The sequence below is a fragment of the Actinoplanes sp. OR16 genome, from assembly GCF_004001265.1.
In the GTDB taxonomy this organism is placed as follows: domain Bacteria; phylum Actinomycetota; class Actinomycetes; order Mycobacteriales; family Micromonosporaceae; genus Actinoplanes.
This window is the reverse complement of sequence record NZ_AP019371.1, coordinates 7,915,074-7,939,705: the sequence shown is the minus strand read 5'-3', so window position 1 is coordinate 7,939,705 and position 24,632 is coordinate 7,915,074. Positions and strand designations below refer to the sequence as shown.

Sequence of the window (24,632 nt, the reverse complement as noted above, 5' to 3'; positions counted from 1 at the left end):
CTTCATCGGGGCTGCAAGGTCGATCTCAGCGCGGACGGGATCCACTTCGCCACCACCGGCCAAGCGGTCATCGCCGGCGTCCTGATCCGCGAACTCGGTGCGGTGAAGCGGTAGGCTGCGCCCGACACGAGGGGGTTTGGTAGTGATCGATCTCGATCAGGCGCCTCGGTACCGGCAGGTCGCGCGCCGCGGACGGCTCCCGCGGGCGCTCGCCCTGCTCGTGGCCGGGACACTGCTGGGTGGCGTGGCGACGTACCTCTGGTGGTATCGGCCGCTGGCGGCCTCGGCCGAGCAGGCGGCGCGGGCCGACAACGCCGCGGTGCGGGTGCTGCTCTTCGCGCAATCCGGTACGACGACGCGGAGGGGTGATCAGCAGGTACACCTCGACGCCCAGGTGACGGTGGTCAATGCCGGGCCGGTGACGCTCGACGTCCTGGCCGTGCGCGCCGATCAGCCCGGCGTCACCGTTCGCAGCCCGGAGAAGGAGCGGCAGGTGGAGCCGGGCACGTCGGCGGCGATGGACGTGACGATCGAGTGGACCTGCGGCGCCGGCGAACCCGCCTCTCTGGCGGCGTCCGTCAGCGTCGAGACCGCGGACGAGCAACTCCGGACCATCACGCCGGTGGCGATCCACGCCGAGCCGTGGATCGAGGACAAGCAAGAGGCCTGCTTCCGCGATTGATCAGGCCTGGGGTACGCCGGGCGCGACCCACCCCGGTGGCGTGACCGCCGGGGGAGGGGCCGGCTTGTGGAAGTGGGCCCGGGCCGCCGGTAGGCACAGCAGCACCAGCGCGGCGACGACCATCGGCAGGGTGAGGCCGCCGGCCAGCCGGGTCAGGGCGCCCCACCAGGGAGTCGAGGACGAGCCGCCGGTCAGCAGGGCGGAGAGGGCGACGACCGCGGCCGGGACGGCGAGGATCCAGGTGACGACGCGGGCGACCCGGCCGCCGCGGGCGACGAACACCGCCAGGAGCACGAAGAGCAGCGCGATCACCACGATCAGGACAGCCAGCAGGATGTACGAGCCGGCCACCACCGCCGGGTCGCCCTCACCCTGGCGTTCGTTCATGTAGATGCGGAGGAACTGCGGCAGCCCGAACAGCGTGCCGATCGCCCATGCCACCCAGAGCGCGGCCGCGCCGGACAGCAGCAGTGATGCGGCCAGCACCGGTCGCGGGCTCATCGGGTCACCGCCCGGCCGCGGCGGATCACGATCAGCGCGGTGACGAGGAGCCAGACCACTACCGGTAGCAGGGTGAGCAGCCAGAACAGGGGTTTGGACACCGGTGACGGCGGCAACGACAGCGCCTCGTCGCGGGGCAGCTCGTTGCTCTCCTGGCCGAACCACAGGGTGCCGCGGGAGTCGGCGACCGGGCCGCCGGTGAGGTCGGCCACCGCCGTACGCAGCTTGGGGTTCTTCGCCGTGAAGGCGGGCTCTTCCATGTTCGACGTCGGTGTCTGAGTGAAGTCGACCCCGCCGTACACATAGGTGTTGGTGTAGATGTAATTGCCCTTGCGGGTCGTGTGCTTGACCCGGAATTCGCCCTTCTTGTACGACTTCACATAGGCGTCGAACGTGTTCTTCGGCTTCCACGAGGTCCGCGTCACCCACGGCGTGATGTCGCCGCTGTCGACGATGTCGGCATATGCGGTCACCTTCGTCGCGCTGCGTTCCCTATACCATTGGGCGGCGACCCGGCTCGCATAGACGCGGCGCAGATCGGCGTATTCGGGAGCGTTGTTCACGGCTTTCACGATGCCCGGCAGAATCTGCGAACGGTAGATCTTCTCGTTGTGCAGCGTGTCGGCGGTCGCCTGGCCGGGGCAGGTCTCCGAGCCGGACAGATTCTCGTATTCCGTCTCCATCTTCACCTGCAGCGGCGCGTCCAGGATGAACAGCTCGTTGCCGTCGTCGCGCACGATCGCCGGGGCCGGCACGATCCACTGCCGCATGTTGATGCAGCTCTGCTCGCCGCGCAGCGAGTCCCAGAACTTCTTGCCGGCCCTGGTGTCCGGGTGGATCAGTTTCGCGACCGTCTTCTTCATCTGGAAGTCGGCCTCCAGAAGGACCCGGCCCGCATCGGTACGCCCGAAGCGCGAGTCGACGATCCGGTTCGGTTCCTCCGGATTCAGGTTCACGGTGAATGCGGTCGGCGGCAGCGCCAGCCACGTGAAGAACGAGTCCGACGCGAGTCGCGCGGCGTCGGCCCCGCCGTACGAGACCTTCTGTTTCGGATCGGGATCGACGCTGTACGAATACTTCACGCCCGGCGCGCCCGCATAGGTGTCGGAGATGTAGCGCAGTTCGAGTGTCGAGAAATCCACGCCGCCGAGCTGATCCGTGCCCGCGCCGATCTCGTCGTTGTCGTAGACGACAGCGGGAACGGCGTTCGCGACGTCGGTGTGGCAGGGGGAGCGGCCCAGCTGGCAGATCTTGGCCGGCGCGGTCTCCTCTTCGTCGGCGAGATCCTCGGCGACCGCCTTCTCGATCTCCTCGTCGTCCTTGGCGTCGGCGGCCGAGGTGGCCGAGTTCTGCATCGCGGTCACCGCCCTGCTCGGCCACGCCCGCTGCGCGCCGGCCAGCAGCGACGACGCCGACGCGGGCCGGGTGCCGCGCGCCTCCGCCCGCCACGTCTTGACCACGATCGGGCTGGCGCCGGCGCCCTTCGCGCCGTGCAGCTCGATGCGCCTGGCCAGCAGCTGCTTCTCGGCCTTCGCGATGACCCGCAGGGCTTCGGCGTTCGGCGTGTCCCCGAAGGTGATCTCGATGTCGGCGTTCTTCTGCGCCGCGACCTCCACGGTGACGTTCAGGAATTCGTCGGGGTTGAGGGTGGGACCGGACTTCCGCTCACCCACCACGCCTCTGCTCGCTCCGGTCGGATTCGGGTGATAGCTGTCCACCCGGTAGACCCGGTTCTTGCCGACTTCGCGCTTCTGCGGGTTGTCCTTCTGCCACTCCAGATTGACGCCGCGGATCTTCTGGTTGACGGCCACGAAACCGTGCGCCTTGTCGATCGCGTTCCGCTTGTTGTAGTGCACCTCATAGGCGCCGCCGGCCTTGCCGCGGTTGAGCACTTCGACGGTCTTCGCGAGCCATTCCGGCCAGGTCTTCGGGCCCTTGTAGTCGCGCCAGCCGGTGAGCAGGTGATTCCAGCCACCCGGTTTGAACGACTCCCAGAACTGGTCGCGGGTGACGATGCCGTCACGCTGGTCGTTCACGATCATCGCGTCGAAGTAGTCGGAATAGGCGCCCTCGAATTCGTCGCTGTTCCGGTTCGCCTTCTTCTTCCGGAAACCGTGTGCGGGCAGCGCGTCGAGGTAGTCCTCGTCGAACATCCACTCCGGAATGTCGTAGTCGGCGGCGTCGAGCTCGTCGTAGTAGTACGGCTCGGACTCGACGACATCGGCAGCAGGCGGTGTCCACGGCGTCGGCGCGGGGGCGGCCAGTACCGGAACGGGCAGGCCGAACACGAGGACCACGACCGCGATGAGCAGCCTGAACTGGATCTTCATGCAGAAAACTCCCGAGGCGGGCGAAACCGGATGCCGGCCTCAGGGTAGCCGTTAGGGGCGCAGGGTATCGACCCCGGTCATTCGCTCAGCGAGCCGCAGCGGGACCGCAGATAGCCGCGCGTGCGCATTCCGAGCCTGAGCTGGACCAGCGGTAACTGCGAGCGGCCGTCCGTGCCGAGATTGATGACATAGGGGCCTTTCGTGTCATGCCACGACCAGTCACCACGGCCGGATCGGCGGAACGTCTCGCCGAGGTACCAGGCCGCGCCGTCGACGAACTCCCTGTTCGCCGGGTCCTTGAGCCCGCTCGGATCGCCGAGCCGCTGCACGAGCAGATCGGTGAGCCGGTCCAGTGAGGAGGGTGAGAAGTCCCAGCCGGCGTCGTGGGGCCAGCGCGCCTCCTGCGTGGCCAGCCAGGTGTGGAGTTCGGCCGGTTCCGCGGGCGCCGGGCGTTCGTCGAGGCCCGGTGTCGGTTCCTTGACCGGCGGCGTCGGCGAGGCGGAGGCCGCCGCCGCCCACGCGTCGTAGACCTCGATGGCCCGGCCCGGATCGGTCAGCAGCTCGGCCGGCACCACCGGCGCCAGCCCCAGCACCGGATCCGCCGTCACCCCGGGATCACCGTCCAGGTCGATCCAGCGTCCGCCGCCGACGCGCAGCAGGGTCTCACCGAGGTACGCCGCGTACGCCGGGCCGTCGTCCTCAGCGGCCAGTTCCTCCAGCCGCGCGAGGGACGCCCGGCTGAAGTCGACGTCGAGGGCGGCCTCCAGGCCGACCAGCCACGGTTGGATGCTCTGCCGCCACTCTTCGAGGTCCATGCCGCGATCCTAGGTGGAGCGGGCGGCGCGGGCCGGTCACTCGCCGTGGCCGGCCCGCGGACGCCGAACCGTCAGCCGATGTGGAAGGGGTCGCCGTAGACCTTGAAGTCCAGTGGCGTGTTCAGATCGAAGTTGCCGTTGTTCAGGAAGACGCGCTGGGCGGTGTCGATGCGGGTGACGTCGTCGTGGGCGGCTTCCTTCTTCATCTCGACCACGCGCTCGTCGAGGAAGGCGTTGAGCCAGGCCCGCTCGTCGCCGCCCTGCGCCGGCGGCTTCGCCCTGGCGAGGGCCCGGCTGCGGATCGAGCGCATGCCGCTGTAACCGTGCACCACCGAGGCGTCGTAGTAGGCGAACTGGCCGAGCGCCCGGACGCCGTCGGACTTGCCGTCACGGACCGACGGGTTGAAGTAGACGCGGTCGCGCTCCGACTCCTGGGCGGCCTGGAACACCGGGTCGGCGGCCGCGGTCCTCCAGTCGCGGGTGAAGTTCGGGTCGAGGCCCGCGTGGGAGGCGGTGCCGTTGACGCGGCGCAACGCCGGCAGGTACGTCGCGAGGACGTTGGAGGGTTTGGCGGCCGTGTAGGCCTCGACGAGTTCGAGCATGTCGCCGGTTCCGGAGCAGAAGCCGATGATCCCGGCGGTGTAGCCGCGCCCGTCGTCGATGTCCTGGATGTAGGAGAACTGGGCACGCCAGTCGAGCGACGAGTTCTCGGCGGCCGAGACGATCTGCATGGCGACGTCCTTCTTCGCCGGATCATCGAGGTTCTTGCCGCTCGCGGGAGGCGGCGTGGATGCGCCGGGCAGCGTCCATGTCTGGTTCGCCGCGCCGGTGCAGGTCCAGATCTGCAGGGGAGCGCCGTTCGCCGTGCTCCTGCCGGTCACGTCCAGACATCTGCCCGACGCCGGATTCACCAGAGCGCCGCCGCTCACGGTCCACTCCTGGGCGCCGGTTCCGTTGCAGTCGTACATCTGGACCTTGGTGCCGCTGGCGGTTCCGGCAGCCGCGACGTCCAGGCATCTGCCGAGGGCCCGCAGCGTCCCGTCGACGGTCCACTGCTGGGCCGCCGAGCCGTCGCAATCGGAGAGCCGGGCACCGGCGTCGATGCACCTGCCGCCGAAACCCTTGATCGGGCCGACCGTGGCGGCGCTCGCCGGCAGGAGTCCGTAGATCGTTGCCGTGCTGATCAGAATCAGTCCTGATACGGCATATACCGCCGTCTTCACGCGAAACATGGCACTCCTGGGGAAACGGGGATGGAGAGGGCAGCGCGCGCTGGACGAACTCTAGGACTGTTAAGTAGCTTTATCAATAGCTGTCACAGTGAGGAGTCTCGATGGCGGGGTTGGCCGGATCGTCGAAGCTGCTGCGTGCCATGAACGAGAGCGCCGCCCTGGAACTGCTCCTCGACCCCGGCATGCTCACCCGTGCCGACCTGCGCAGACTCACCGCGCTGTCGACGCCGACGATCTCCGACCTGCTTCGCCGGCTGACCGGGGCCGGATTGATCAGGGTGGTCGGTCACGCGAGCGGTCGCCCCGGTCCGAACGCCGAGGTCTATGCCGCGAATCCGGATGCGGCCTACGCCGCCGCGGTCTCCGTGCGCGAAGCCCGAGGCGGCGGTGCGCCATCGATCGCCGCCGCCATCTGCGATCTGTCCGGTACGGTCGTCGCCGACGGCGAATGGAGCACCGGCGACCTCGGGGCTGATCCGGTGTCGGCGGTGGCGGGCGCGGTCCTGGGCCTGGGTGCGAAGGGCGGGGTCCGGCGGGAGCGGATCTCGCACGTGCGGGTCGGCGTACCAGGTGCCTTCGATCTCAAGAACGAGGTGATCCGGCTCGTTGATGTGCCCGGTTTCGATCAGCCAGGACTCGTGTCGCGGATCGGCGAGGCGCTCGGCATCGGGGTCAGCGTCGACAACGATGTGAACCTGGCGGCGGTCGCCGAACGGCGGCGCGGCGCCGGCCGTGAGACCGACAACGTCGCGCTGCTCTGGCTCGGGGAGGACGGCCTCGGCCTGGCCATCGACATCGACGGAACACTGCTGCGCGGGACTCGGGGGAGTGCGGGCGAGATCGGGTACCTGCCGGTGGACTCCCGCCACACCCTCCAGGACCTCTTCGGCGGTCCGGCGATCATGGAGTTGGCGCGGGAGCACGGCGTCGGCGGCGAGAATCCGGCCGCTGTGGTGGCGACCGGATCCGATCAGTTCCTCGCGGCGCTGGCGGAACGGATCGTGATCGGGCTGGCGGCGGTGACGGCGATCCTCGACCCGTACCTCATCGTCCTGGCCGGACCCATCGCCCACGCCGGCGGCGAAGCGCTGCTCGCCGCCGTGACCAGCGCTTTCCGGCGCGCCGCCCCGCTGGAGTGCTCCCTGGCGGTCACGACGATCGACGGGGACGCGGTGCTGCTCGGCGCCCTGGACGCGGGCCTCGCCGAGGTGCGCAAGGCCCTGATCGTCCGGACGTTCAGCGACCTGGGACTTCCACCCGGGCGATGAGCAGTTTCAGTCGTGCGATCTCCTCGGCGAGCGCTGTCGTGCCCGCGTCGGTGAGGGTGATCCAGGTGCGGGGGCGGCGGCCCTCGTAGCCCTTCTCCACCTCGATCAGGCCAGCCGCCTCCAGCACGCTCAGGTGCTTGGAGAGGTTGCCGGCGGTCAGATCCAGATGCGTACGCAGGTAGCCGAACTCGACGCGGCGGGCCTCGTGCGCGATCGCCAGGATGCCGAGCCGCACTCGCTGATGAACGACGTCATCGAGCCCGAGAGCGGGGTGCGCGTCGGTCACCGGCGTGACCTTGCGAATCCGGCCGCGCCCAGCAGCAGCACGATCCCGGCGACGACCTGCGGCAACGCCATCGACGCCCGGATGCCGAAGGTGTCGAGGCCGTCGTTCATCGGCAGCAGCAGGAGCACCAGCGCCAGATAGCCGGTGGTGAACAGCAGCAGCGCGAGGTTGCGCTCCAGCCAGGCCAGCACCAGCAGCGCCACACCGATCATCCCCCACGGCATGACCAGTCTGTCCAGCACGAGGTACCAGAACGGGAGCGGGCCCGCCGGGTACGGGTGGCTCTGGAAGTACAGGTGCACGGCCAGCCAGGCGGCGGGGAAGACGAGCGTCGTCACGGCGCCGGTGATCGCGTACGGCAGCACCCGCGCGCCCAGCCCCCGCGACCGGGCGGCCCGCAGGTAGCAGACCGCGATGATCCCGTAGCCGATCAGCATCGCGGCGGGCCAGTAATACAGCATCCCGTTGCGCGCGAACGTGCAGCCGCCGTCCGGGCCGCAGTCCACCCGCATCCCGAACCAGTCGAACGGGATCGCCAGCAGCGTCATCCCACCCAGCACGAGCAGCGCGGCCCACGTCATCCGCTGATCCACGCGTACCCGATGGGCAAGCGCGCGCACATCGGCCAGGATTCGCCGCGGATCGCCGTCCGCGGCCATCGAAGGTGTCGTCATGCCAATAGGTTTCCACAGCAAACCATTTGGCGCTAGTGCGGTTTTGAGCGTGTGCGTTTTTCCCGGTACGCGGTGAAGCGCGCGTGCCGCGACCGTCGCCGTCAGCGCGAGACCCTCCCGGTCGCCGATGGAGCGCCCGGTCGGCGACGGCCCGGCGTCCGGTCGGACACCGGGCCGTCCGTTCAGTGGGCCGTCCGTTCAGCGGGCCGTCCGTTCAGCGGGCCGTTCGCTCGGCGGGCCGTCCGCTCAGTGGGCCGTCCGCTCAGTGGGCCGTCCGCTCAGTGGGCCGTCCGCTCGGCGGATCGCGGCCTGCGGGTCAGCCTTTGATCTGTTTCCGGCCCCCGTTGCCGGAGCCGATGGCGATCCGGCGGGGCTTGGCGCGGTCCGAGATCGGGATGCGCAGGGTCAGCACGCCGTTGTCGTACACGGCCTCGAGCCGGTCGGTGTCGAGGGTGTCGGCCAGGAACAGCTGCCTGTTGAACACGCCCATCGGCCGCTCGCTGATCACCGGCTCGACGTCGTCCTTGACCCGCCGCCGGCGCTCCGCCTGGACCTGCAGGACGTTGCGCTCGACGGTCACGTCGATCGAGTCGGGGTCCACGCCGGGCAGATCGAAGAACACGTAGAAGACGTCACCGTCACGCTCGGCGTCGACATGCATCACCGCCGGCCGGCTGCTGGTGCCGGTGAACTGCTCGAAAACCCGGTCGAGCTCACGGAACGGATCGGTGCGCAGAAGCATGATCATCTCCTCCTTCGGTGCTCCTTCACCGAGGTTTCGCCGTCTCTTCCGGTATTAGCACTCGACGGTGGCGAGTGCAAGTCTCACGTCTGCGGCCTGCGCAAACTCGGGTCTTGACACGACGCGCGGCACGTCTTATCGGTGGAAGGGAGAGAAGGGAGACCGCCGATGTGGCCGCAACCCGTCACCGACCTCTGGACGCTTGCCGTCGCCGCCTGCCCGCACCGGGTCGACGACGTACTCGCCGACCTGGGCCTGCATCGGCGAGCCCGGCCGGCCGCCGATCCGGACTTCCCCGCCCGCCTGATCGGACCAGCCGGCCCCGACCGCCCGCCCGCCTGGATGGAGCTGGCCCGCGCCGAGCTGGAACGCCGGGGCTTCCGTACCCGCCGGCACCCGTCCGCCGGCGAACAGCAGCCGCGACCCCGATGCGCCGGCGCGCCGGCGACCGGCCCGCGGGAGCCGAGAGCCGGTCGGCGGGAGCCGGCGCGCGCGCCGCTGCGCCGGCTGATCGAGAGCGCGCCGTACCACCGCAGACCGGCGCCGATGCGGCCGGCCGCGTGAAGGCGCGCTGTAACCGGTGACAGACTCTCTACTGTGTTGTAAAAGTAGAGGATCGGCCATCGGGGAGCGCGATTCGGCCAGCTCTGAGCGTTTCGAGCCCGCCGGATCACCCGATTCGAACGATGTGCATGCACCATGCTGCGACCAGCCTTGACCGAAGAGATCAAGCGGGGGCGGTCGCCGGGGGGTCGGCATGCGTCAGACGGCAAGGAAAGAATCGCCGGGACCGATAGATGATGTTCGGGTGGCATGGCCGCCGTTACCGCAGGAGGTGATCCGGCGGCAGCGTCTTCTCGAGGCGTTGGAAGCCGGCGCCGACCGGGCGGTGACGGTTCTGTGCGCCGGCGCGGGCTGGGGGAAGACCGTGCTGGCCGGCACGTGGGCGCAGACCAGAGTGGCGCGGGGGCCGCTCGCCTGGTTGACGCTCCACAACGGGCACAACGACCCGTACATCTTCTGGTCGGATCTGGTGATCGCGCTGCGTGCCGCGGGTGCGCTGCGTCCAGGGCAGGTGCTGCCGAGCCGCGGATCGGTGCGCGGCGTCGACGGACCTACTGTCCTGCGGCGCATGAGCACGGGTATGGGATCGTTCCCAGGTCCGCTGGTGATCGTCCTCGACGACCTGCACGAGATCACCGAGCCGCGGGTGCTGGAGGACATCGCCGGGCTGCTGCGGGATCCGCCGCCGCGGTTGCGACTGGTTCTGATCAGCCGCACCGATCCGGAACTGCCGTTGCACCGGCTGCGCGCCGCCGGGCGGCTCACCGAGATCAGGTCGCACGATCTGGCGTTCCGGCCCGATGAGGCAGCCGAGCTGCTCGCCCTGCGCGGCCGGCCGATGCCCGCGCCGGTGCTCGCCGCGCTGATGCAGGCCACCGAGGGCTGGGCCGCGGGACTGCGGCTGGCCGTGGACGCGCCGCCCGGTACCGATCCGGACGAGGCGGCCGCCGACTACCTGATCCGTGAGGTGCTCGCCGCGCTGCCGGCGCAGGTGCGGCAGTTCCTGCTCTACACGAGCGTCCCGGATCGGATCTGCGGTGGACTGGCCAGCTCGCTGACCGGCCGGCCGCACGCGCAGGCGCTGCTGGAACAGCTGGCCCGCTCCAACCTGTTCCTCACCCGGATCGGCCCGGGCGGCTGGTTCCAATATCACCGGCAGTTCCAGGCGGCGCTGCGGCAGCGGCTCGGCCTGGAGCAGATGGACGACCCGGCTCGGCTGCACGTGCTCGCCGCCCGGTGGCACGCCCGCGAGGGCAGCCCGCTGTCGGCGCTGCACCACGCCGCCACGGCCGGTGACTGGCCCATGGTGGGTCGTCTCGTCGCCGACCACGGCATGCCGCTGTTCTACTCCGCGAACCGCGCCGACCTGCTCGACGTCCTCGGCGACATCCCCCGGGAGCTGCTGGCGAGCAGCGCCGAACTGGCACTCTGCGACGCCCTGCTCACCTACGGCCTCGGCGACGTGAGTGGGGTGGCGCAGCGGCTTCACCGGGCCCGGCATCTGCTGGCCCACCGCGACATCGGCCGCCGGCGGGTCGTCGCGATGGCGCTCGACGTCCTCGAGGCGACGATCACGACGCGCTGGCGCGGCGACATGCCCCGGCTCGTCAAGGTCTCCACCTGGGTGCTCGCCGAGCTGGCCAAACTCCGCTGGGACCAGGTGCCGGCGATGCCGAAGTACCGGGCGATCGCGCTGAACAACAAGGGCATCGGCCTGCTCTGGTCACAGCGGGTCGACCACGCCGACCGCTACCTGTGGGCCGCGGTCACCGGCGCCCGGGCAGCGCGGATCCCCGGGGTCGAGGTGAGCGCGCTCGGCCACCTGGCCCTGCTGAGCCTGCTGCGCGGATCGCTGACCGAGGCCCGGTTGCACGCCACCGCGGCGCTCACCGTCGCCGACCGGATCACCGGCCAGGACCAGACGTCCACGGCGCCCGCGCATCTCGCCCAGGCCGTCATCGCCATGCAGCAGGGCAACGACGTCGAAGCCGATGAGGCGCTGCGGCGAGCATTGCACGCGTCGGGGGACCAGCCGGAGGCGACGATCTTCGTGCTGACCGGCGCCGTACGCGCATCGTTCTTGATCGATCGTGGCGAACCGCATGCCGCGCAGACGGAACTCGACAAGCTGGCGAAGGAGACGGCGCCGCACATGGACGCGCCGATGCTCCGCCGCGTCGTCGAGCTGACGCAGAGTGACATCGATGTGGCGCTCCATGATCCCCAGGCGGTGCTTTCCCGGTACGCCGGACTGCTCGAACTACACCCTGCCGAACAACTACGCCTGGCCCAGGCTTATCAGGCGGTCGGCCGTCCCGCCGAGGCGGAACGCGCCCTCGCCGTGGTCCGGGAGGGGCCGGACCGTGGCGCGGCGGTCTCCGCCTGGCTGCTCACCGCGCTGGCCGCCGAGGCGCGCGGCCGCAGCGGGCGGGCCGGCGAAGCGGTGACGAAGGCCCTCGCCGCCGCCGAACCCGAAGGCCTGGTGCGCCCGTTCCGCCGGCACGGCGCCGAGCGCCTGCTGGTCCTCGCCGAGCGCCAGCAGTGGACCGACACCCGCGTCCCGCCCCGGGGCAGCGTCCTCACCGAGATCACCGGCGAGCACCCGGTGATCGCGCCGGCCACGCAGGCCGACACCCTCAGCGAACGCGAGACCGACGTCCTGCAGTACATGCCGACGGTCCTGACCGCCGCCGAGATCGCCGACGACCTGAACATCTCGGTGAACACGGTCAAGGCCCACCTGCGATCGATCTATCGCAAGCTGGGCGCGGGCCGCCGCCGGGAGGCGGTGATGACGGCCCGTCAGCTGGGACTGCTGTGAACCCCCCGTTGTCCGGCGGCGCCGCCTCAGGTGTCGCGGCCTCCGGCGTACCCCTGACGGTGTTTCCGCTGCCTGAGCTCGGGTAGACGTGGGTCATGCGTGTCTCGACCGTGGCGCGGGTGGTGTGGGGTGCGGCGCTGGTGATCGCGCCTCGGGTCCTGTTGCGGGCCGGTGGCCGGGCTGACGCGTCGCCGGGCGCGGTGGCTTTCGCGCGTGTTCTGGGTGCTCGTCATCTGGTGCAGGCCGCTGTTCCGGTGCACCGCTGGGGTGTGGTCGTGGACGCGGCGCACGCCGTTCAGCAGCTGACCCTGGCCGCCGCTTCCCCGCGCTGGCGCACTGCCGCTCTGGTCGACGCGGCCGTCGCCACCGCTCTGGCCGGGTCGGCTAGGGCGTTCCGGGAGTGAGCCGTACCCGCCGTAGCAGCTGGGCGTTCGCCGCCACCACGATGGTGGAGGCGCTCATCAGCACCGCTCCGATCGCCGGGCTCAGTGTGATGCCGGCCCAGGCCAGCGCGCCGGCCGCGAGCGGGATCGCGACGACGTTGTAGCCGGCCGCCCACGCCAGGTTCTGGATCATCTTGCGGTAGGAGGCTTTCGACAGCCGGATCACACCGGTCACGGCGCGCGGGTCGGAGGAGGCCAGCACGACGCCCGCCGACTCGATCGCCACGTCGGTGCCGGCCCCGATCGCCAGGCCGACGTCGGCGCGGGCCAGCGCCGGGGCATCGTTGACCCCGTCGCCGACCATCGCCACCCGCAGTCCGCGGGCCTGCAAGGCGGCGACCGTACGATCCTTGTCGACCGGCAGGACCTCCGCGAAGACCTCGTCCTTTCCCGGTACGAACCCCAGATCCGCGGCGACGGCCTCGGCCACCGGGCGGGCGTCCCCGGTGATCATCACGATCTTCGCGATCCCGGCCCGGCGCAGCTGCTCGATGGCCTGGCGCGCCTCCGGCCGCACCTCGTCCTCCAGAGCGAACGCGCCGATCGCCTCCTCGCCGGGTAGCCGCAGCAGGTACAGGACCGCCGCGCCGCGCCGCGACCAGTGCTCCGTGGCGTCCCGCAGCGCGGCGGGAACGGTGGCGCCGAGTTCGCGCAGCAGCGCCGGGCCGCCGACGGCGTAGGTCCGCCCGTCGACGCTCGCCCGCACGCCACGGCCGGTCAGCGACCGGAATCCGGTGGCCCGCGCGTGCAGCCCCTTGTCGTGAGCGGCGCCGGTCAGTGCCCGCGCGAGAGGGTGTTCGCTGTCGGCCTCCACGGCGCCGGCGATCCGCAACACCCCGGTCTCGCCGAACCCGTCCGCGGCGGCGGTGCCGGTCACGGTGTGCGCGCCCTTGGTCAGGGTGCCGGTCTTGTCGAACAACACCGCGTCGACCGTACGCATCCGCTCCAGCGCCAGCCGATCCTTCACCAGAACGCCGGCCTTCGCGGCGAGAGCCGTCGAGAGCGCGATCACCAGTGGGATGGCCAGGCCCAGTGCGTGCGGGCAGGCGATCACCAGCACCGTCACGGTACGGACCACTGCCTCATCCAGGTCGCCGAGCAGCCACCAGGCGGCGAACGTCACCGCGGCCGCCGCCGTGGCGACGTAGAACAGCATCGCTGCGAACCGGTCGGCGAGGACCTGCGCCCGTCCACCGGCGGCCTGGGCCTGCGCGACCAGCCTGCCGATGCCGGCCAGGGCGGTGTCCTCCCCGACCGCCTCGACCCGGACCCGGATCGCCGAGTCGGTCGCCACCGTGCCGGCCACCACCCGGTCGCCCGTGCCCCGCGGCACCGGCCTCGACTCGCCGGTGACCATCGATTCGTCGAGTTCCGCCGTACCGTCGATGATTTTGCCGTCAGCCGGAACCCTCGCTCCGGAGCGCACCAGAACGGTGTCCCCGACCGCGAGGTCGGCGACCGCCACCCGCTCGACGCCGCCGTCGCCGGTCACCCGCTCGGCGTCGTCGGGCAGGAGTGCCGCCAGCGCCGCGAGCGCGCCCTGGGCCTGGCCGATCGCCTTCATCTCCTGCCAGTGGCCGAGCAGCATGATGGTCACCAGCGCGGCCAGCTCCCACCAGAAGTCCAGGTCGAACAGGCCGAGGCTGGTCGCCAGCGAGGCCGTGTACGCCACCGTGATCGCCATCGCGACGAGCAGCATCATGCCGGGCGCGCGGTCCCGGATCTCACTGACCGCGCCGGCCAGGAACGGCCATCCACCATGGAAGAACACCGCGGTGCCGAGGACCGGCCCGAGCCACGCCATGCCGGCGAAGCCGACGTCGTACCCGAACCACTCCATGACCATCTCGCTGGTCACGACGATCGGGATCGTCAGCGCAAGACTGAGCCAGAACTTCCGCCGGAACACCTCGGGGTCGTGCCCCGCGTGCTTGTCATGCCCGCCGTGACCGTCGTGATCACCGTGCTCGTGGGTCCGGCCGTGCGCGGCGCCGTGCGCTGTGTGGGTCGTCATGCCGACCACCTCCGATGCCGAACATATACCCCCTGGGGGTATCAAGGCAACGCGGGGAACACTGGACCGAGGACGTGCTGACGGCGCCCGGCGGCAAGGAAGGGGCTGGGAAGGAGGACCGGTCTACTCCGCGGAGGGTGTCGTCGATCAGTTTCGCCGGGGCGGCAGGGTTGCGGCCCGGGCATGAGCTGCGGCTCACGCCCGGGCCGTGCAGGAGCAGGGATCAGGGGAGGTCGATCGGGCGCAGGACGCGGTCGATGCCGTGGGCGATCTGGCGGTTGCCCTTGTTGATGTCGAAACGGTTGATCCGCGGGTTGCGGTCGGAACGGTCCGCGTCGATCAGGGCGATGCGCTTGTGCCAGCGGGGGCCGTACACATCAACCTTGATCTTGGAACCTGCGGCGGTCGCCAGCTTGGCGTTGTCGGACTTGAGCGCCGCCTTCTTGGTGATCGTCGCGCCCGGCACCACGTGGTAGAGCAGCACCGACTCGACGGTGTTGATGCCGAGGCCGGCCACCGCGGTGAACGCCTTCTTCTCGCCCGGCAGCTTCCGGGACTTGGTGATGTCCTTGACCAGCAGCTGGAAGGCCCGGTCGTTGGGGAGGAAGGCGGTGACCGGCGTCTTGCCGTCGGCCAGCACACCCACCTTGCTGCCCGGCTTCGCCTTCAGCACCGCCGTCACCGCCGCGGTCAGGATGTCGTAGTCGTGACCGTTGCGGTCGAAGCCGCTCTTGTCCGCGGTCAGCACCGCGGCCAGGGACTTGGTCTTGAGCGGCTTCTTGCCGGTGGCCTGCGCCGGAGCGGCGCTGAGGGCCGTGACGGCGATCGCGGCGGTGGCTACGGCGGCGGCCTTCGTGAACCTCATCTTCGAGCCTCTTTCCGGTCGGTACGGGTGGTGGCTCCTGCGGCCACCACCGAGTACTTCGCTCGCACCCGGCCGGATGGATGCAACGAATTTCGCCGCATCCATCCGGCGCTCCCGCAACGAAGAAGAGGGCGTACGTCATCAACGACGATCACCTCAGGAGATCCGATGCGCACTCTCCCTCTCGGCCGCGCCGCCGCCGTGTCGCTGCTAGCCCTCGGCGGTGTGGCCGGACTGTCCGCCTCGCCCGCCTACGCCAAGGCGAACTCGCAGGTGACGGTGGTGCACGGCATTCCCGGTCAGCCCGTCGACGTCTACGTCAACGGCGAGAAGACCATTCCGGACTTCCAGCCCGGCAAGGTCGCCGGTCCGCTGAGCCTGCCGGCCGGCGAGTACGACATCGCGCTGACCAAGCCCGGCGACGCCATCGGCGACGCGCTGCTGACCGTCGACAACGCCGAGGTTCCCGGCGACGCCAACGTCAGCCTGGTCGCCCACCTCGACGAGGGTGGCAAGCCGGTCCTGACGCCGTTCGCCAACGACACCGCGAAACTCGCCGCCGGCAAGGCCCGGCTGATCGTGCGGCACACCGCGGCGGCCCCGGCCGTCGACGTGCGGGCCGGTGGCACGCCGGTCTTCGAGGACGTGACGAACGGCGAGGAGGGCAAGGCCGACGTCGACGCCGGCACGGTCTCCGCCGACGTGGTGCTGGCCGGCACCGACACCCGGGTCCTCGGCCCGGCCGACCTGGACCTCGCCGAAGGCACCGCCACCATCGTGTACGCGGTCGGCTCCGCCGAGGACGAGACCCTCGACATCGTCTCGCAGACCATCGAGGGCCTGCACTCGGCGCCGGGCGGCGTGCCCAGCGGCGACGGCGGCCGGGCGGACGGCAACGGGTCGCTGCCGCTGTACGGCGCCGGCGCTCTCGGCATCCTGCTCGCGATGGTCGGGCTGTTCCGGCTGGCTACCACCCGCGTCGCCGGCCGTCGATGAGCGTAAGCAGCACGCCCCGGCGCTCGCCGGGGCGTGCCCTGCTCCCGCTGGTGGCCGGCCTTACGCTGGCCACCACGGCCGGTGTCGCCGTCATCAGGTCACAGCCGGCGGACGACTTCGGCGCCCCGGCGGTGACAGCCCTGCAATCCGCGCCGGCGCAGGCGCCGGCGGTGCCGATCGCCGACGGCGCCCTGCCTACCATCGACACCCGAGCACCCACCCGGCTGCGAATCCCCGCCCTGGATCTCGACGCGGCCGTCGAAGCAGTCGGGATCGAGCCGTCGACCGGCGACTTCGCCGTCCCGCCGAGCGTCGACCGGGTCGGCTGGTACCGCTACGGCCCCGGCTTCGCCGCCGACGCCGGCTCCATCGTCATCGCGGGCCACGTCGACAGCGCCGCCGACGGGAAGGGCGCGTTCTTCCGCCTCGGCGCGCTCGAGAACGGCGACACGATCACCCTCGTCGGCGCAGGCGGACAGGAACGGGAGTTCCGGGTGGTCGCCCGCGAGCGGTACCGCAAGACGGCCATCCCGCTGCCGGAATACTTCGCCCGCGACGGCGCCACCCGCCTCACCCTGATCACCTGCGGCGGGCCGTTCGACGCGCGGACCAGGCACTACCGGGACAACGTCGTGGTGACGGCGACTCCGACGATCTAGGATTCACCGTCGCTCGGAGCCGGGCGGCACCGCGACGATCACGGAGCTGACACACACATGACTGCCATTTCCGACGAGCAGTGGGAGACTCTGCGATCCCACGCCCGCGAGGCGATGACGAAGGCCTACGCGCCCTACTCCAAGTTCCCCGTGGGGGTGGCCGCCCTCGTCGACGACGGGCGCATCGTCACCGGCGCGAACATCGAGAACGCCTCGTACGGTATCGGGCTCTGCGCCGAGTGCTCCCTGGTCTCCGACCTGATCATGACCGGTGGCGGCTCGCTCGTCGCGTTCGCCTGCGTGGACGGCGACGGCAACACGCTGATGCCGTGCGGCCGTTGCCGGCAGCTGCTGTTCGAACACTCGGCGCCGGGCATGCTCCTCGAGACCCTCAGCGGCATCAAGACCATCGACGAGGTCCTCCCGGACGCGTTCGGCCCGCGAACCCTGCGTACCTACCAGGAATCACACTGAGGCAGCAGGCCGGACGCCCTGTCGCGTCGACGGGTAGGCTGCGCGCGTGCGCCGCTGGGGTCCGACGGGTCGGGATGGGGTCCTTGCGGGTCTTCTCGGTGTGGCCGCGTTCGTGCCGGGGGTCGCGGAGCTGGGGCTGGCGGTCGGTGAGCTGCCGGCGCGGGACGCCGGCGTACCAGGACTGATGTTGCTGCTCGTCCAAGCCGGTGCTCTGGTCCTGCGCCGGATCCGGCCCGCGCTCTGCCTGGCGATCGCCGGTGGTGCGTTCATCGCCTATCAGCTGCTCGGATATCCGCCGACGGTGGCCGGGCTGGCGTTGCTGGTCGCCCTCTACAGCGCCGGCGCCCATCTGCGGCGGCGGCGCCGGGAGACCGCGATCGCCGCTGCGGTCGCGTACGCCGGGCTGGCGGCGGGGCTGCGGCTGCTCGGCTCCGGGGAGCGGCTGATCGACTTCGTCACGTTCGCGGCGGTGCTCGCGGCCTGCTGGGGCGCCGGATCGTGGGTGCGCCGGCGGCAGGCCGATGAGGTGCGCAGACGGGCGGACGGCATCAGGGACGAGCGGGCCCGGATCGCCCGGGAACTGCACGACGTCGTCACCCATCACGTCACCGCCATGGTGGTGCAGTCCGACACCGCCGGTCTGCTGATCGCACCGCAGCCGCAGCGGGCGGCGGAATCGATGGCGGCGGTCAGCACCTCCGGTCGCGAGGCGCTCGTCGAGTTGAGGCGGCTCCTCGGCGTACTGGAGAGCGGCGCAGCACTGGAAAGCGGCGAAGCCACCGGCGGTGAAAGCCGCCTCGCCGACCTGGTGGATCGCCTGCGCCGCGCGGGTCAGCCGGTCGACTTCGAGGAGATCGGCGGCCCGGGACCGGACGGCGGACTCGGGCTCGCCGTGCATCGGGTGGTGCAGGAAGGCCTGACCAACGCGCTCAAGCACGCGCGTGGCCGCCCGACGCGCGTCCGGGTGCGGCACGGCGGCGAGTCGACAGAGATCGAACTCGTCACCCTGGGATCGTCCCGGCAACGCCATCGGGAAGGGCGCGGATTGACCGGGTTGAGAGAGCGGGTCACGGTCTTCGGCGGCACGTTCGACGCGCGCGCCGACGAGAACGGCGACTTCACCATCCGGGCCACGATCCCGCACGGGAGCGCCGCATGATCCGCGTCCTGGTCTGTGACGATCAAGCGCTCGTGCGCGCCGGCTTCATGACCGTTTTCGGACTTCAACCCGATCTCGACGTCGTCGGCGAAGCATCCGACGGCGAGGCGGCGGTCCGGGAAGCGCGGCGGTTGCGCCCCGACGTCGTCGTCATGGACATCCGCATGCCGCTGCTCGACGGCATCGAAGCCACCCGCCTGCTCGCCGGCCCGGACGTCACCGAGCCGACGAAAGTCCTCGTCGTGACCACGTTCAATCTGGACGGATACGTCTACGAGGCGTTGCGGGCCGGTGCCAGCGGCTTCCTGCTCAAGGATGCGCAACCGGCCGAGCTCATCGACGGCATCCGTACCGTCGCGCGCGGCGAGGCGCTTCTCGCCCCGGCCGTCACGCGAGGGCTGGTCGGGCGCTTCGGTGATCGGGTTCGGCCAGCGGCGCGTGACGGTCGCCTCGCGGAGCTGACGCCGCGCGAGATCGAGGTGTTCCAGTTGATCGCCGAGGGCCTGTCCAACGCGGAGATCGCAGAACGGCTGGTGATCAGCCAGGAGACGGTCAAGACCTATGTGTCCCGCATCCTCACCAAACTCGCTCTGCGTGACCGGGTTCAGGCGGTGATCCTCGCCTACCGGACCGGACTGGTCACCTGACCATCCCTCGCCCGAGCGATCGCGATCGTCCACCGCGGGGTGATGATCTTGAATGCCAGGCTGCTTAGCGTCGTACCCATGAAGCCCTTCCTGCTCTTGCCGATCTTCATCGTCGTCGATGTGCTGGTGGTCCTGCTCGTCGGCGCCGCCTCCGGCAACGCGATCCTTTCGCTCACGCTGGGTGCCGCTGCCGCGATCTTCACCCTTTCCCTGTACGCCCGATGCACCGTGTGGATCGCCAACCGCCGAGTCGACGACCTGCCGGTCCGGAGGCGATTCCGCGTTCTCGCCCGCGGCACCCTCGCCGGCATCGGGCTGTTCACCGCGACCGTGCTGCTCATCGCGCTCACCGGTGGATTCAGCATCGACGGGTGGGGCTCGGCCGCTGGCATGCTCTCGATCCTCGGCCTGATGACGGCCGTCGCCACCGCCGAGGAGGTGCTGTTCCGCGGCATCCTGTTCCGGCTCGTCGAGGAACGCACCGGCACCTGGATCGCGATGGCCGTCTCGGCCGCCCTCTTCGGCATCCTGCACCTGGTCAACGACCCGTCCGCGATCGGCGGCGAACTGGCGATCATGGTGGCCGGGGCGATGACGGCCGCCGCGTACGTGGCCACCCGCGCCCTCTGGCTCCCGATCGGCCTGCACCTGGGTTGGAACTTCGCCGAAGGCGGCCTGTTCGGCGTGACCGTCTCCGGCGCCGACAGCTCCACGCCCGGCCTGCTGCGCGGCGTGCTCGACGGTCCGGCGGTGCTGACCGGTGGCACGTTCGGCCCGGAAGCCAGCATCTTCGCGGTGCTGATCAGCCTCGCTGCGACGCTCCACCTCCTGCGACTGGCCCACCGCCGCGGAAACCTGCGCCCGCGCCGAGCGACCGCTCCTGCCGACGCTGCTCCTGCCGACGCCGCTCCTGCCGACGCCGCGTCCGCCGTCGCCGCGCCGGGCGTGATGCCGCCGGTCAGCGAGCGATGAGCACCCTGGTGGTCGGCCGACCGGCCTGAGCGCGGCTGCGACGGCTGAAACCGGGTGAACCGGGCGGCGCCGGTCGCGTGCGGGCGATGATGACGTCCTCCGCGCCCGTACCCCGATTGCCGGGTTTCGTCCGGTTCACCACGCGGCGCAGGCCCGGATGCCGGGTCTCCCACGCCTCGCGGACCTTCGACGGCAGATGCAGGTCCCGCCACACCCGGCGCAGCGTCGCCGGATTGATCAGGTCTTCGATCTCCTGGCAGTCGGCGGCCTCGCTGAGCACCTGCTCGTAGGCGTGCCGCAGCTGCGCGGGATCGTCCAGCTCATAACGTCGCCGGCTGGGATGCCCGGCGGCCATGTGATGCGGGACCTCGAGAACGCCGAGGCTGTTGCCGTGCAGGTTCTCGATCCGGTCGGGGACGGCGGGGGCCCGGCTCGCGGCGCTGCGATTCTTGCGGCCGTCACGGGCGGCTACGTAAGGCATGCCCCTCAGGCTAGGACTCCTCCGGGTCGGATTCACCGTAAATCGGTGGCGTCGCGGTCGTCCCGGCGCAACCATGGGTTCCGGCAGATCCCGACGATCACAGGAGACGACGATGCGAGCAGCTCCCACGCTCCGGACCCCGATTCGTCTGACCGTGGAGACCTGCTTTGACATCGCTGAACCTCGGGATCGTCGCCCATGTTGACGCCGGCAAGACCAGCCTGACCGAGCGCCTGCTCTTCGAAGCAGGCGCCGTCACCGAGCCCGGAAGCGTCGACGACGGCACGACCCGCACCGACTCGATGGACCTCGAACGCCGCCGCGGCATCACCATCCGCGCGGCCGTCACGTCGATCAGCCTCGGCGACCTGACCGTGAACCTGCTCGACACACCGGGCCACCCCGACTTCATCGCGGAGGTCGAGCGTTCCCTCGCGGTCCTCGACGCCGCGGTCCTCGTCGTGTCCGGTGTGGAGGGCGTGCAGCCACAGACCGTGGCGATCTGGCGTGCCCTGCGCCGCATCGGCGTCCCGACCGTCTTCTTCGTGAACAAGGTCGACCGCCGCGGCGCCGATGTCGGCCGCGTGGTGGCGCAGATCCACCGCCGGCTGGGCGCCGCTCCCGTGGTGCTGAGCACGGTCACCGGCCAGGGCTGTTCCGGCGCGCGTGTCCGTGGCCTCGGTCTCGGCACCGCATCGGTGATCGAAGCCGTCGCCGAGGCCGACGACACCGTGGCCGCACGGTGGCTGGCTGACGAGCCGATCCGTGCTCGTGACGTGCGCCGGGCCATCCGCCGTGCGGTACGCCGCAACGACCTGACCCCGATCACCTTCGGTTCCGCCATCACGGGTGCCGGAGTCGCGCAACTGCGGCACATCCTGTCCGACCTGCTACCCCACGCCTCCTCGCCGAGGCGCGGCCGGCAGCCGGACCGCACGGCGGACCCTGACGACGGTCCGGCGGTGGGTACCGTCTTCGCCGTCGACCGGGACGGGCACGGGCGCCGGGCCTGGCTGCGGCTCTGGTCCGGCCGGCTCAGCGTCCGCGACCGGGTGCGGCTCGGCGGCGCACGGCCGCAGACCGTCACCGAGATCGCCGTCAGTGAACCCGGCGGCGTCCTCGTGCGACAGTCGGCGGTGGCCGGGCAGATCGTCGCTGTCCGGGGACTGCCGGCCCGGATCGGCCAGTACGTCGGGGATCCGCCGCGGCGGCACCTCTACCGGTTCCCGCCGCCGACCCGGCAGGCCCTCGTCGAACCGGTCGACCCGGCGCAGCGGCTCCGGCTGTTCGCCGGGCTGACCGAGCTCGCCGACGAGGATCCCCTGGTCGACCTGCGCCTCGACGAACAGCAGGGTCAGGCCGTCATCCGGCTGCACGGCGAGGTGCAGAAGGAGGTGATCGCGGCGCTGCTCGAGGAGCGGTACGGCGTGCTGGTCCGCTTCTCCGGGACACTGACCGCCTGCATCGAGCGGGTGGTCGCCTCCGGCGCGGCGGAGGACCGGATTCGCGAGCGCGGTAACCCGTACCTCGCGGGGATCGGCTTGACGATCCAGCCGGGCGAAGGCGTCACGTTCCATCCCGGCATCGAACCGGGCCGGCTGCCACCGGCGTTCATCGCGGCGACCGAGGAAGGGGCGCGGGCGGCGCTGCGGCAGGGGCGCAACGGCTGGCCGGTCACCGATTGCGCGATCACGATGACGTCGTCGCAGTACCAGCCGCGGCAGAGCAGGCCGCACCAGAAGTTCGACAAGTCGGTCTCCAGTGTGGCCGCTGACTTCCGCCACCTCGCCCAGGTGGTGGTGACCGCGGCGCTGCGGGAGGCCGGCACGAGGGTGTGCCAGCCGTTCGAGCGGTTCGACGTGAACGTGCCGCAGCATCTGGCGGACGCGGTGACGGCGTTGCTCGGGCGTACCGGCGCGGTGATCCACGACGCCGACACCGCCGGCGGCTATCTGAACGTGGCCGGCACGCTGCCGTCGTCGCGGGTGCCGGACGTGGTGGCCGCGCTGCCGGATCTCACCGGTGGGGAAGCGGTGCTGACCGCCGAATTCGACCACTACGCGCCGATCACCGGCGAGGACCCACCGGTGATGATCAGGCGCGGTCCCGATCCGGCCGACCGGGACGAGTGGTTCCGCGCCATGCCCCGATAATCAGGAGGCGTACCGCTTCTCCGCCCGGGCCCGCGCCTTCGCCGCCTCGACCTCGCGGTCCTTGGGCGGGGCGGTGGTGACCAGCCCGGCGAGCAGTTCGGCGGTGGCGGCCATGACCGCTGCCACCGCCTTGTCGAAGACCTCCTGATTGGCCTGGGAGGGGCGGGTCGAACCGGCGATCTTCCGGACATATTGCAGCGCTGCGGCGTGGATCTCGTCCTCGGTCGCGGGCGGCTCGAAATTGTGAAGCTGGTGAATGCTGCGGCACATCGTGTTTCCCTCTCGGAATCGGCGTTTCGCGGGCTGATCACAGACAGGTTTCCATGTAATACTCAGCGCTCTGGCGGATCTTCACCACTCCGGGGTCGGCATGCCACTGCGCATCGCATTGCTGGCGGGTCTCGCACTCGCGACCATCGTGCAGGCTCTCCACCTCGTTCTGCCGGAAACGGCGGGGCTCGCCCTCTCCGATGTCATCATCACGGTCCTGGCCGGCTACGCCGCGGTCAACTACCGCGATCGGGCCCGGGACACGATCAACCCGCCGCGCATCCAGCTGGCGTTCGGATTCGGGGCGGCCGCCTGTGCGGCCTGGTCCGCGTCGAACGCCCTCTTCCTGATCGGCGTCCTCGGCGCCGGGTGGGCGGCGGCCCCGGCCGTGGTGCTGTCGACCATCGCTGCGGTCCTCGTACCGGTGGCCATGGTCCTCGCCGGCCCGAAGATGCGCGGTATCGCCGCGGCCCGGCAGGTGATCGACGTGGCCGCGGTCTCCGGAGCGTTCTTCGCGCTGGTCCGCGAGTTCATGCCGATGGATCCGCGGCAGGTCCCGGCCGAGCAGACCGCCTTCAACGCGTACGCCGTGACCATCGTGGTGGTGCTCGGTTGCGGCGCGGCCGTCGCCGTGGTCACCCTCGCCAATGCGGTGCCCGGCCGTCAGGCGAGCGCCCAGCAGCTCCTCGCCTTCGCCGCCCTGGTGCAGGCGTTCACCCTGCTGGTCTCGGTCCGCAACAGCGTCGCCGGTGAGCCATGGTGGGACAACGGCGTCGGAGCGGGGTACGTCCTGGGCGCCTGGGTGATGGCCGCCGGCAGCAAACTCGCCGTCTCCCGGCCGGGGACCGACGGTGTGGAACGGCTCGTGTTCAGTCCCTGGGCGCTGCTGCCGTACGTCCCGGTCGCCACCGCGGTCGGCGTCGCCGCCGGACGGCAGCTCACCGACGGCGAGCTCGGCGAGGTGCTCGTCTGGCTGCTGCTCAGCAGCTTCTCCCTGGTCCTGCTCCGGCAGTTCCTCACCCTCGTCACCGTCGGCCGGCTCACCGTCACCCTCGACCATCAGCGGCAGGCCCTCGCCTACCAGGCCCACCACGATCCGCTGACCGGGCTGCTCAACCGGTCCGCCTTCGACGCCCGGGCGTCCGCGAAGCTCACCGCCGGTTACCTGGAGGCCTGCGCGATCGTCATCGACCTGGACGGCTTCAAACCGGTGAACGACACCCTCGGGCACGCCGCCGGCGACGACGTGCTGGTCACCATCGCGCATCGGCTCACGGCGGAACTGCGCGGCACCGACCTGATCTGCCGCTGCGGCGGCGACGAGTTCGCGATCCTGCTCATCGACCCCGGCCCCCGCGCCGGCCAGCTCGCCGACCGCCTGCTGCGCCGCCTCGCCCAGCCGATGATCGTCCAGGGCCACCAGGTCAAGGTGGGCGGCAGCATCGGCGTGGCCTCCACCCGCCGCGGCGAGCGGGTCGGCGTCAGCGCCCTGCTGCGCCAGGCGGACACCGCCATGTACGCCGCGAAGGCAGCGGGCAAGGGCACGATCCACCACCATTCGGCGACGCCCGCTTAGATCCGCCC

General features: G+C 70.8%; 24 protein-coding genes. 13 read left to right on the top strand and 11 right to left on the bottom strand.

Annotated elements, in window-relative coordinates:
* Nucleotides 1-142: 142 nt before the first annotated feature.
* Entirely contained in the window at nucleotides 143-682 is a 540-nt protein-coding gene (locus tag EP757_RS36490; protein WP_127552918.1) for a hypothetical protein, read from the top strand.
* Here EP757_RS36490 and EP757_RS36485 read toward each other — a convergent pair whose 3' ends face one another.
* The 4 genes from EP757_RS36485 to EP757_RS44525 form a co-directional block, all read right to left on the bottom strand.
* Nucleotides 683-1,183, bottom strand: coding sequence for a hypothetical protein (locus EP757_RS36485; protein WP_127552917.1), 501 nt, complete (start codon nucleotides 1,181-1,183; stop codon nucleotides 683-685).
* Complete coding sequence (locus EP757_RS36480; RefSeq protein WP_127552916.1) at nucleotides 1,180-3,513, bottom strand: hypothetical protein; 2,334 nt, start codon at nucleotides 3,511-3,513, stop codon at nucleotides 1,180-1,182. Before EP757_RS36480 ends, EP757_RS36485 begins: the two co-directional genes overlap by 4 nt.
* Before the next feature lie 77 nt (nucleotides 3,514-3,590).
* Complete coding sequence (locus tag EP757_RS36475; RefSeq protein WP_127552915.1) at nucleotides 3,591-4,328, bottom strand: hypothetical protein; 738 nt, start codon at nucleotides 4,326-4,328, stop codon at nucleotides 3,591-3,593.
* 71 nt (nucleotides 4,329-4,399) lie between these two features.
* Nucleotides 4,400-5,560 carry a chitosanase gene (locus tag EP757_RS44525; RefSeq protein ID WP_127552914.1) on the bottom strand — a complete coding sequence of 387 codons (1,161 nt, stop codon included), beginning with the start codon at nucleotides 5,558-5,560 and terminating at the stop codon, nucleotides 4,400-4,402.
* Nucleotides 5,561-5,661: 101 nt separating this feature from the next.
* On the opposite strand from EP757_RS44525, the gene EP757_RS36465 reads away from it, so the two are divergent.
* Nucleotides 5,662-6,828, top strand: coding sequence for an ROK family protein (locus tag EP757_RS36465; RefSeq protein WP_127552913.1), 1,167 nt, complete (start codon nucleotides 5,662-5,664; stop codon nucleotides 6,826-6,828).
* On the opposite strand, the gene EP757_RS36460 is transcribed toward EP757_RS36465, so the two are convergent.
* From EP757_RS36460 to EP757_RS36450, 3 genes are all read right to left on the bottom strand, one after another.
* Nucleotides 6,797-7,114, bottom strand: a complete 318-nt coding sequence (locus tag EP757_RS36460; protein ID WP_197725460.1) for a transcriptional regulator — start codon at nucleotides 7,112-7,114, stop codon at nucleotides 6,797-6,799. The genes EP757_RS36465 and EP757_RS36460 overlap by 32 nt on opposite strands.
* A complete protein-coding gene (locus EP757_RS36455) occupies nucleotides 7,111-7,788 on the bottom strand; it encodes a hypothetical protein (protein ID WP_127552912.1) in 678 nt (225 codons plus the stop codon). Before EP757_RS36455 ends, EP757_RS36460 begins: the two co-directional genes overlap by 4 nt.
* A gap of 316 nt (nucleotides 7,789-8,104) precedes the next feature.
* Entirely contained in the window at nucleotides 8,105-8,530 is a 426-nt protein-coding gene (locus EP757_RS36450) for an Hsp20/alpha crystallin family protein (protein WP_127552911.1), read from the bottom strand.
* 168 nt (nucleotides 8,531-8,698) lie between these two features.
* On the opposite strand from EP757_RS36450, the gene EP757_RS36445 reads away from it, so the two are divergent.
* The 3 genes from EP757_RS36445 (at nucleotide 8,699) to EP757_RS36435 (ending at nucleotide 12,319) form a co-directional block, all read left to right on the top strand.
* A complete protein-coding gene (locus tag EP757_RS36445; protein ID WP_127552910.1) occupies nucleotides 8,699-9,094 on the top strand; it encodes a hypothetical protein in 396 nt (131 codons plus the stop codon).
* A 244-nt stretch (nucleotides 9,095-9,338) separates the two neighbouring features.
* Entirely contained in the window at nucleotides 9,339-11,915 is a 2,577-nt protein-coding gene (locus EP757_RS36440; RefSeq protein ID WP_232050192.1) for a LuxR C-terminal-related transcriptional regulator, read from the top strand.
* A gap of 95 nt (nucleotides 11,916-12,010) precedes the next feature.
* Entirely contained in the window at nucleotides 12,011-12,319 is a 309-nt protein-coding gene (locus EP757_RS36435) for a hypothetical protein (protein WP_127552908.1), read from the top strand.
* Here EP757_RS36435 and EP757_RS36430 read toward each other — a convergent pair.
* The gene (locus EP757_RS36430) at nucleotides 12,300-14,372 is read right to left on the bottom strand and encodes a heavy metal translocating P-type ATPase (protein WP_127552907.1); all 2,073 of its coding nucleotides are present in this window, start codon (nucleotides 14,370-14,372) and stop codon (nucleotides 12,300-12,302) included. The two genes, EP757_RS36435 and EP757_RS36430, sit on opposite strands and share 20 nt — an antisense overlap.
* A 223-nt stretch (nucleotides 14,373-14,595) precedes the next feature.
* The gene (locus EP757_RS36425) at nucleotides 14,596-15,237 is read right to left on the bottom strand and encodes a fasciclin domain-containing protein (protein ID WP_127552906.1); all 642 of its coding nucleotides are present in this window, start codon (nucleotides 15,235-15,237) and stop codon (nucleotides 14,596-14,598) included.
* Between the two features lie 168 nt (nucleotides 15,238-15,405).
* On the opposite strand from EP757_RS36425, the gene EP757_RS36420 reads away from it, so the two are divergent.
* The 6 genes from EP757_RS36420 to EP757_RS36395 all read left to right on the top strand — a co-directional run bounded on the left by EP757_RS36420 (nucleotide 15,406) and on the right by EP757_RS36395 (nucleotide 20,144).
* The gene (locus EP757_RS36420) at nucleotides 15,406-16,233 is read left to right on the top strand and encodes a DUF4397 domain-containing protein (protein ID WP_127552905.1); all 828 of its coding nucleotides are present in this window, start codon (nucleotides 15,406-15,408) and stop codon (nucleotides 16,231-16,233) included.
* On the top strand, nucleotides 16,230-16,892 hold the full coding sequence (locus tag EP757_RS36415) for a class F sortase (RefSeq protein ID WP_127552904.1): 663 nt from the start codon (nucleotides 16,230-16,232) through the stop codon (nucleotides 16,890-16,892). Before EP757_RS36420 ends, EP757_RS36415 begins: the two co-directional genes overlap by 4 nt.
* Nucleotides 16,893-16,949: 57 nt before the next feature.
* Nucleotides 16,950-17,366, top strand: coding sequence for a cytidine deaminase (locus tag EP757_RS36410; protein WP_127552903.1), 417 nt, complete (start codon nucleotides 16,950-16,952; stop codon nucleotides 17,364-17,366).
* A 46-nt stretch (nucleotides 17,367-17,412) separates the two neighbouring features.
* Nucleotides 17,413-18,525, top strand: a complete 1,113-nt coding sequence (locus tag EP757_RS36405; protein ID WP_127552902.1) for a sensor histidine kinase — start codon at nucleotides 17,413-17,415, stop codon at nucleotides 18,523-18,525.
* Nucleotides 18,522-19,172, top strand: a complete 651-nt coding sequence (locus EP757_RS36400) for a response regulator transcription factor (RefSeq protein ID WP_127552901.1) — start codon at nucleotides 18,522-18,524, stop codon at nucleotides 19,170-19,172. Before EP757_RS36405 ends, EP757_RS36400 begins: the two co-directional genes overlap by 4 nt.
* Nucleotides 19,173-19,250: 78 nt before the next feature.
* Nucleotides 19,251-20,144, top strand: a complete 894-nt coding sequence (locus EP757_RS36395; protein ID WP_197725459.1) for a CPBP family intramembrane glutamic endopeptidase — start codon at nucleotides 19,251-19,253, stop codon at nucleotides 20,142-20,144.
* Here the strand turns inward: EP757_RS36395 and EP757_RS36390 are convergent.
* The gene (locus EP757_RS36390) at nucleotides 20,131-20,625 is read right to left on the bottom strand and encodes a hypothetical protein (protein ID WP_127552899.1); all 495 of its coding nucleotides are present in this window, start codon (nucleotides 20,623-20,625) and stop codon (nucleotides 20,131-20,133) included. The two genes, EP757_RS36395 and EP757_RS36390, sit on opposite strands and share 14 nt — an antisense overlap.
* Before the next feature lie 167 nt (nucleotides 20,626-20,792).
* On the opposite strand from EP757_RS36390, the gene EP757_RS36385 reads away from it, so the two are divergent.
* Nucleotides 20,793-22,778: a translation factor GTPase family protein gene (locus EP757_RS36385; RefSeq protein ID WP_127552898.1), complete on the top strand. Its 1,986-nt coding sequence runs from the start codon at nucleotides 20,793-20,795 to the stop codon at nucleotides 22,776-22,778.
* On the opposite strand, the gene EP757_RS36380 is transcribed toward EP757_RS36385, so the two are convergent.
* On the bottom strand, nucleotides 22,779-23,048 hold the full coding sequence (locus EP757_RS36380; protein WP_127552897.1) for a DUF2277 domain-containing protein: 270 nt from the start codon (nucleotides 23,046-23,048) through the stop codon (nucleotides 22,779-22,781).
* Nucleotides 23,049-23,148: 100 nt separating this feature from the next.
* Between EP757_RS36380 and EP757_RS36375 the strand changes: the two genes are divergently transcribed.
* Nucleotides 23,149-24,624, top strand: coding sequence for a GGDEF domain-containing protein (locus EP757_RS36375; protein ID WP_127552896.1), 1,476 nt, complete (start codon nucleotides 23,149-23,151; stop codon nucleotides 24,622-24,624).
* Nucleotides 24,625-24,632 lie beyond the last annotated feature (8 nt).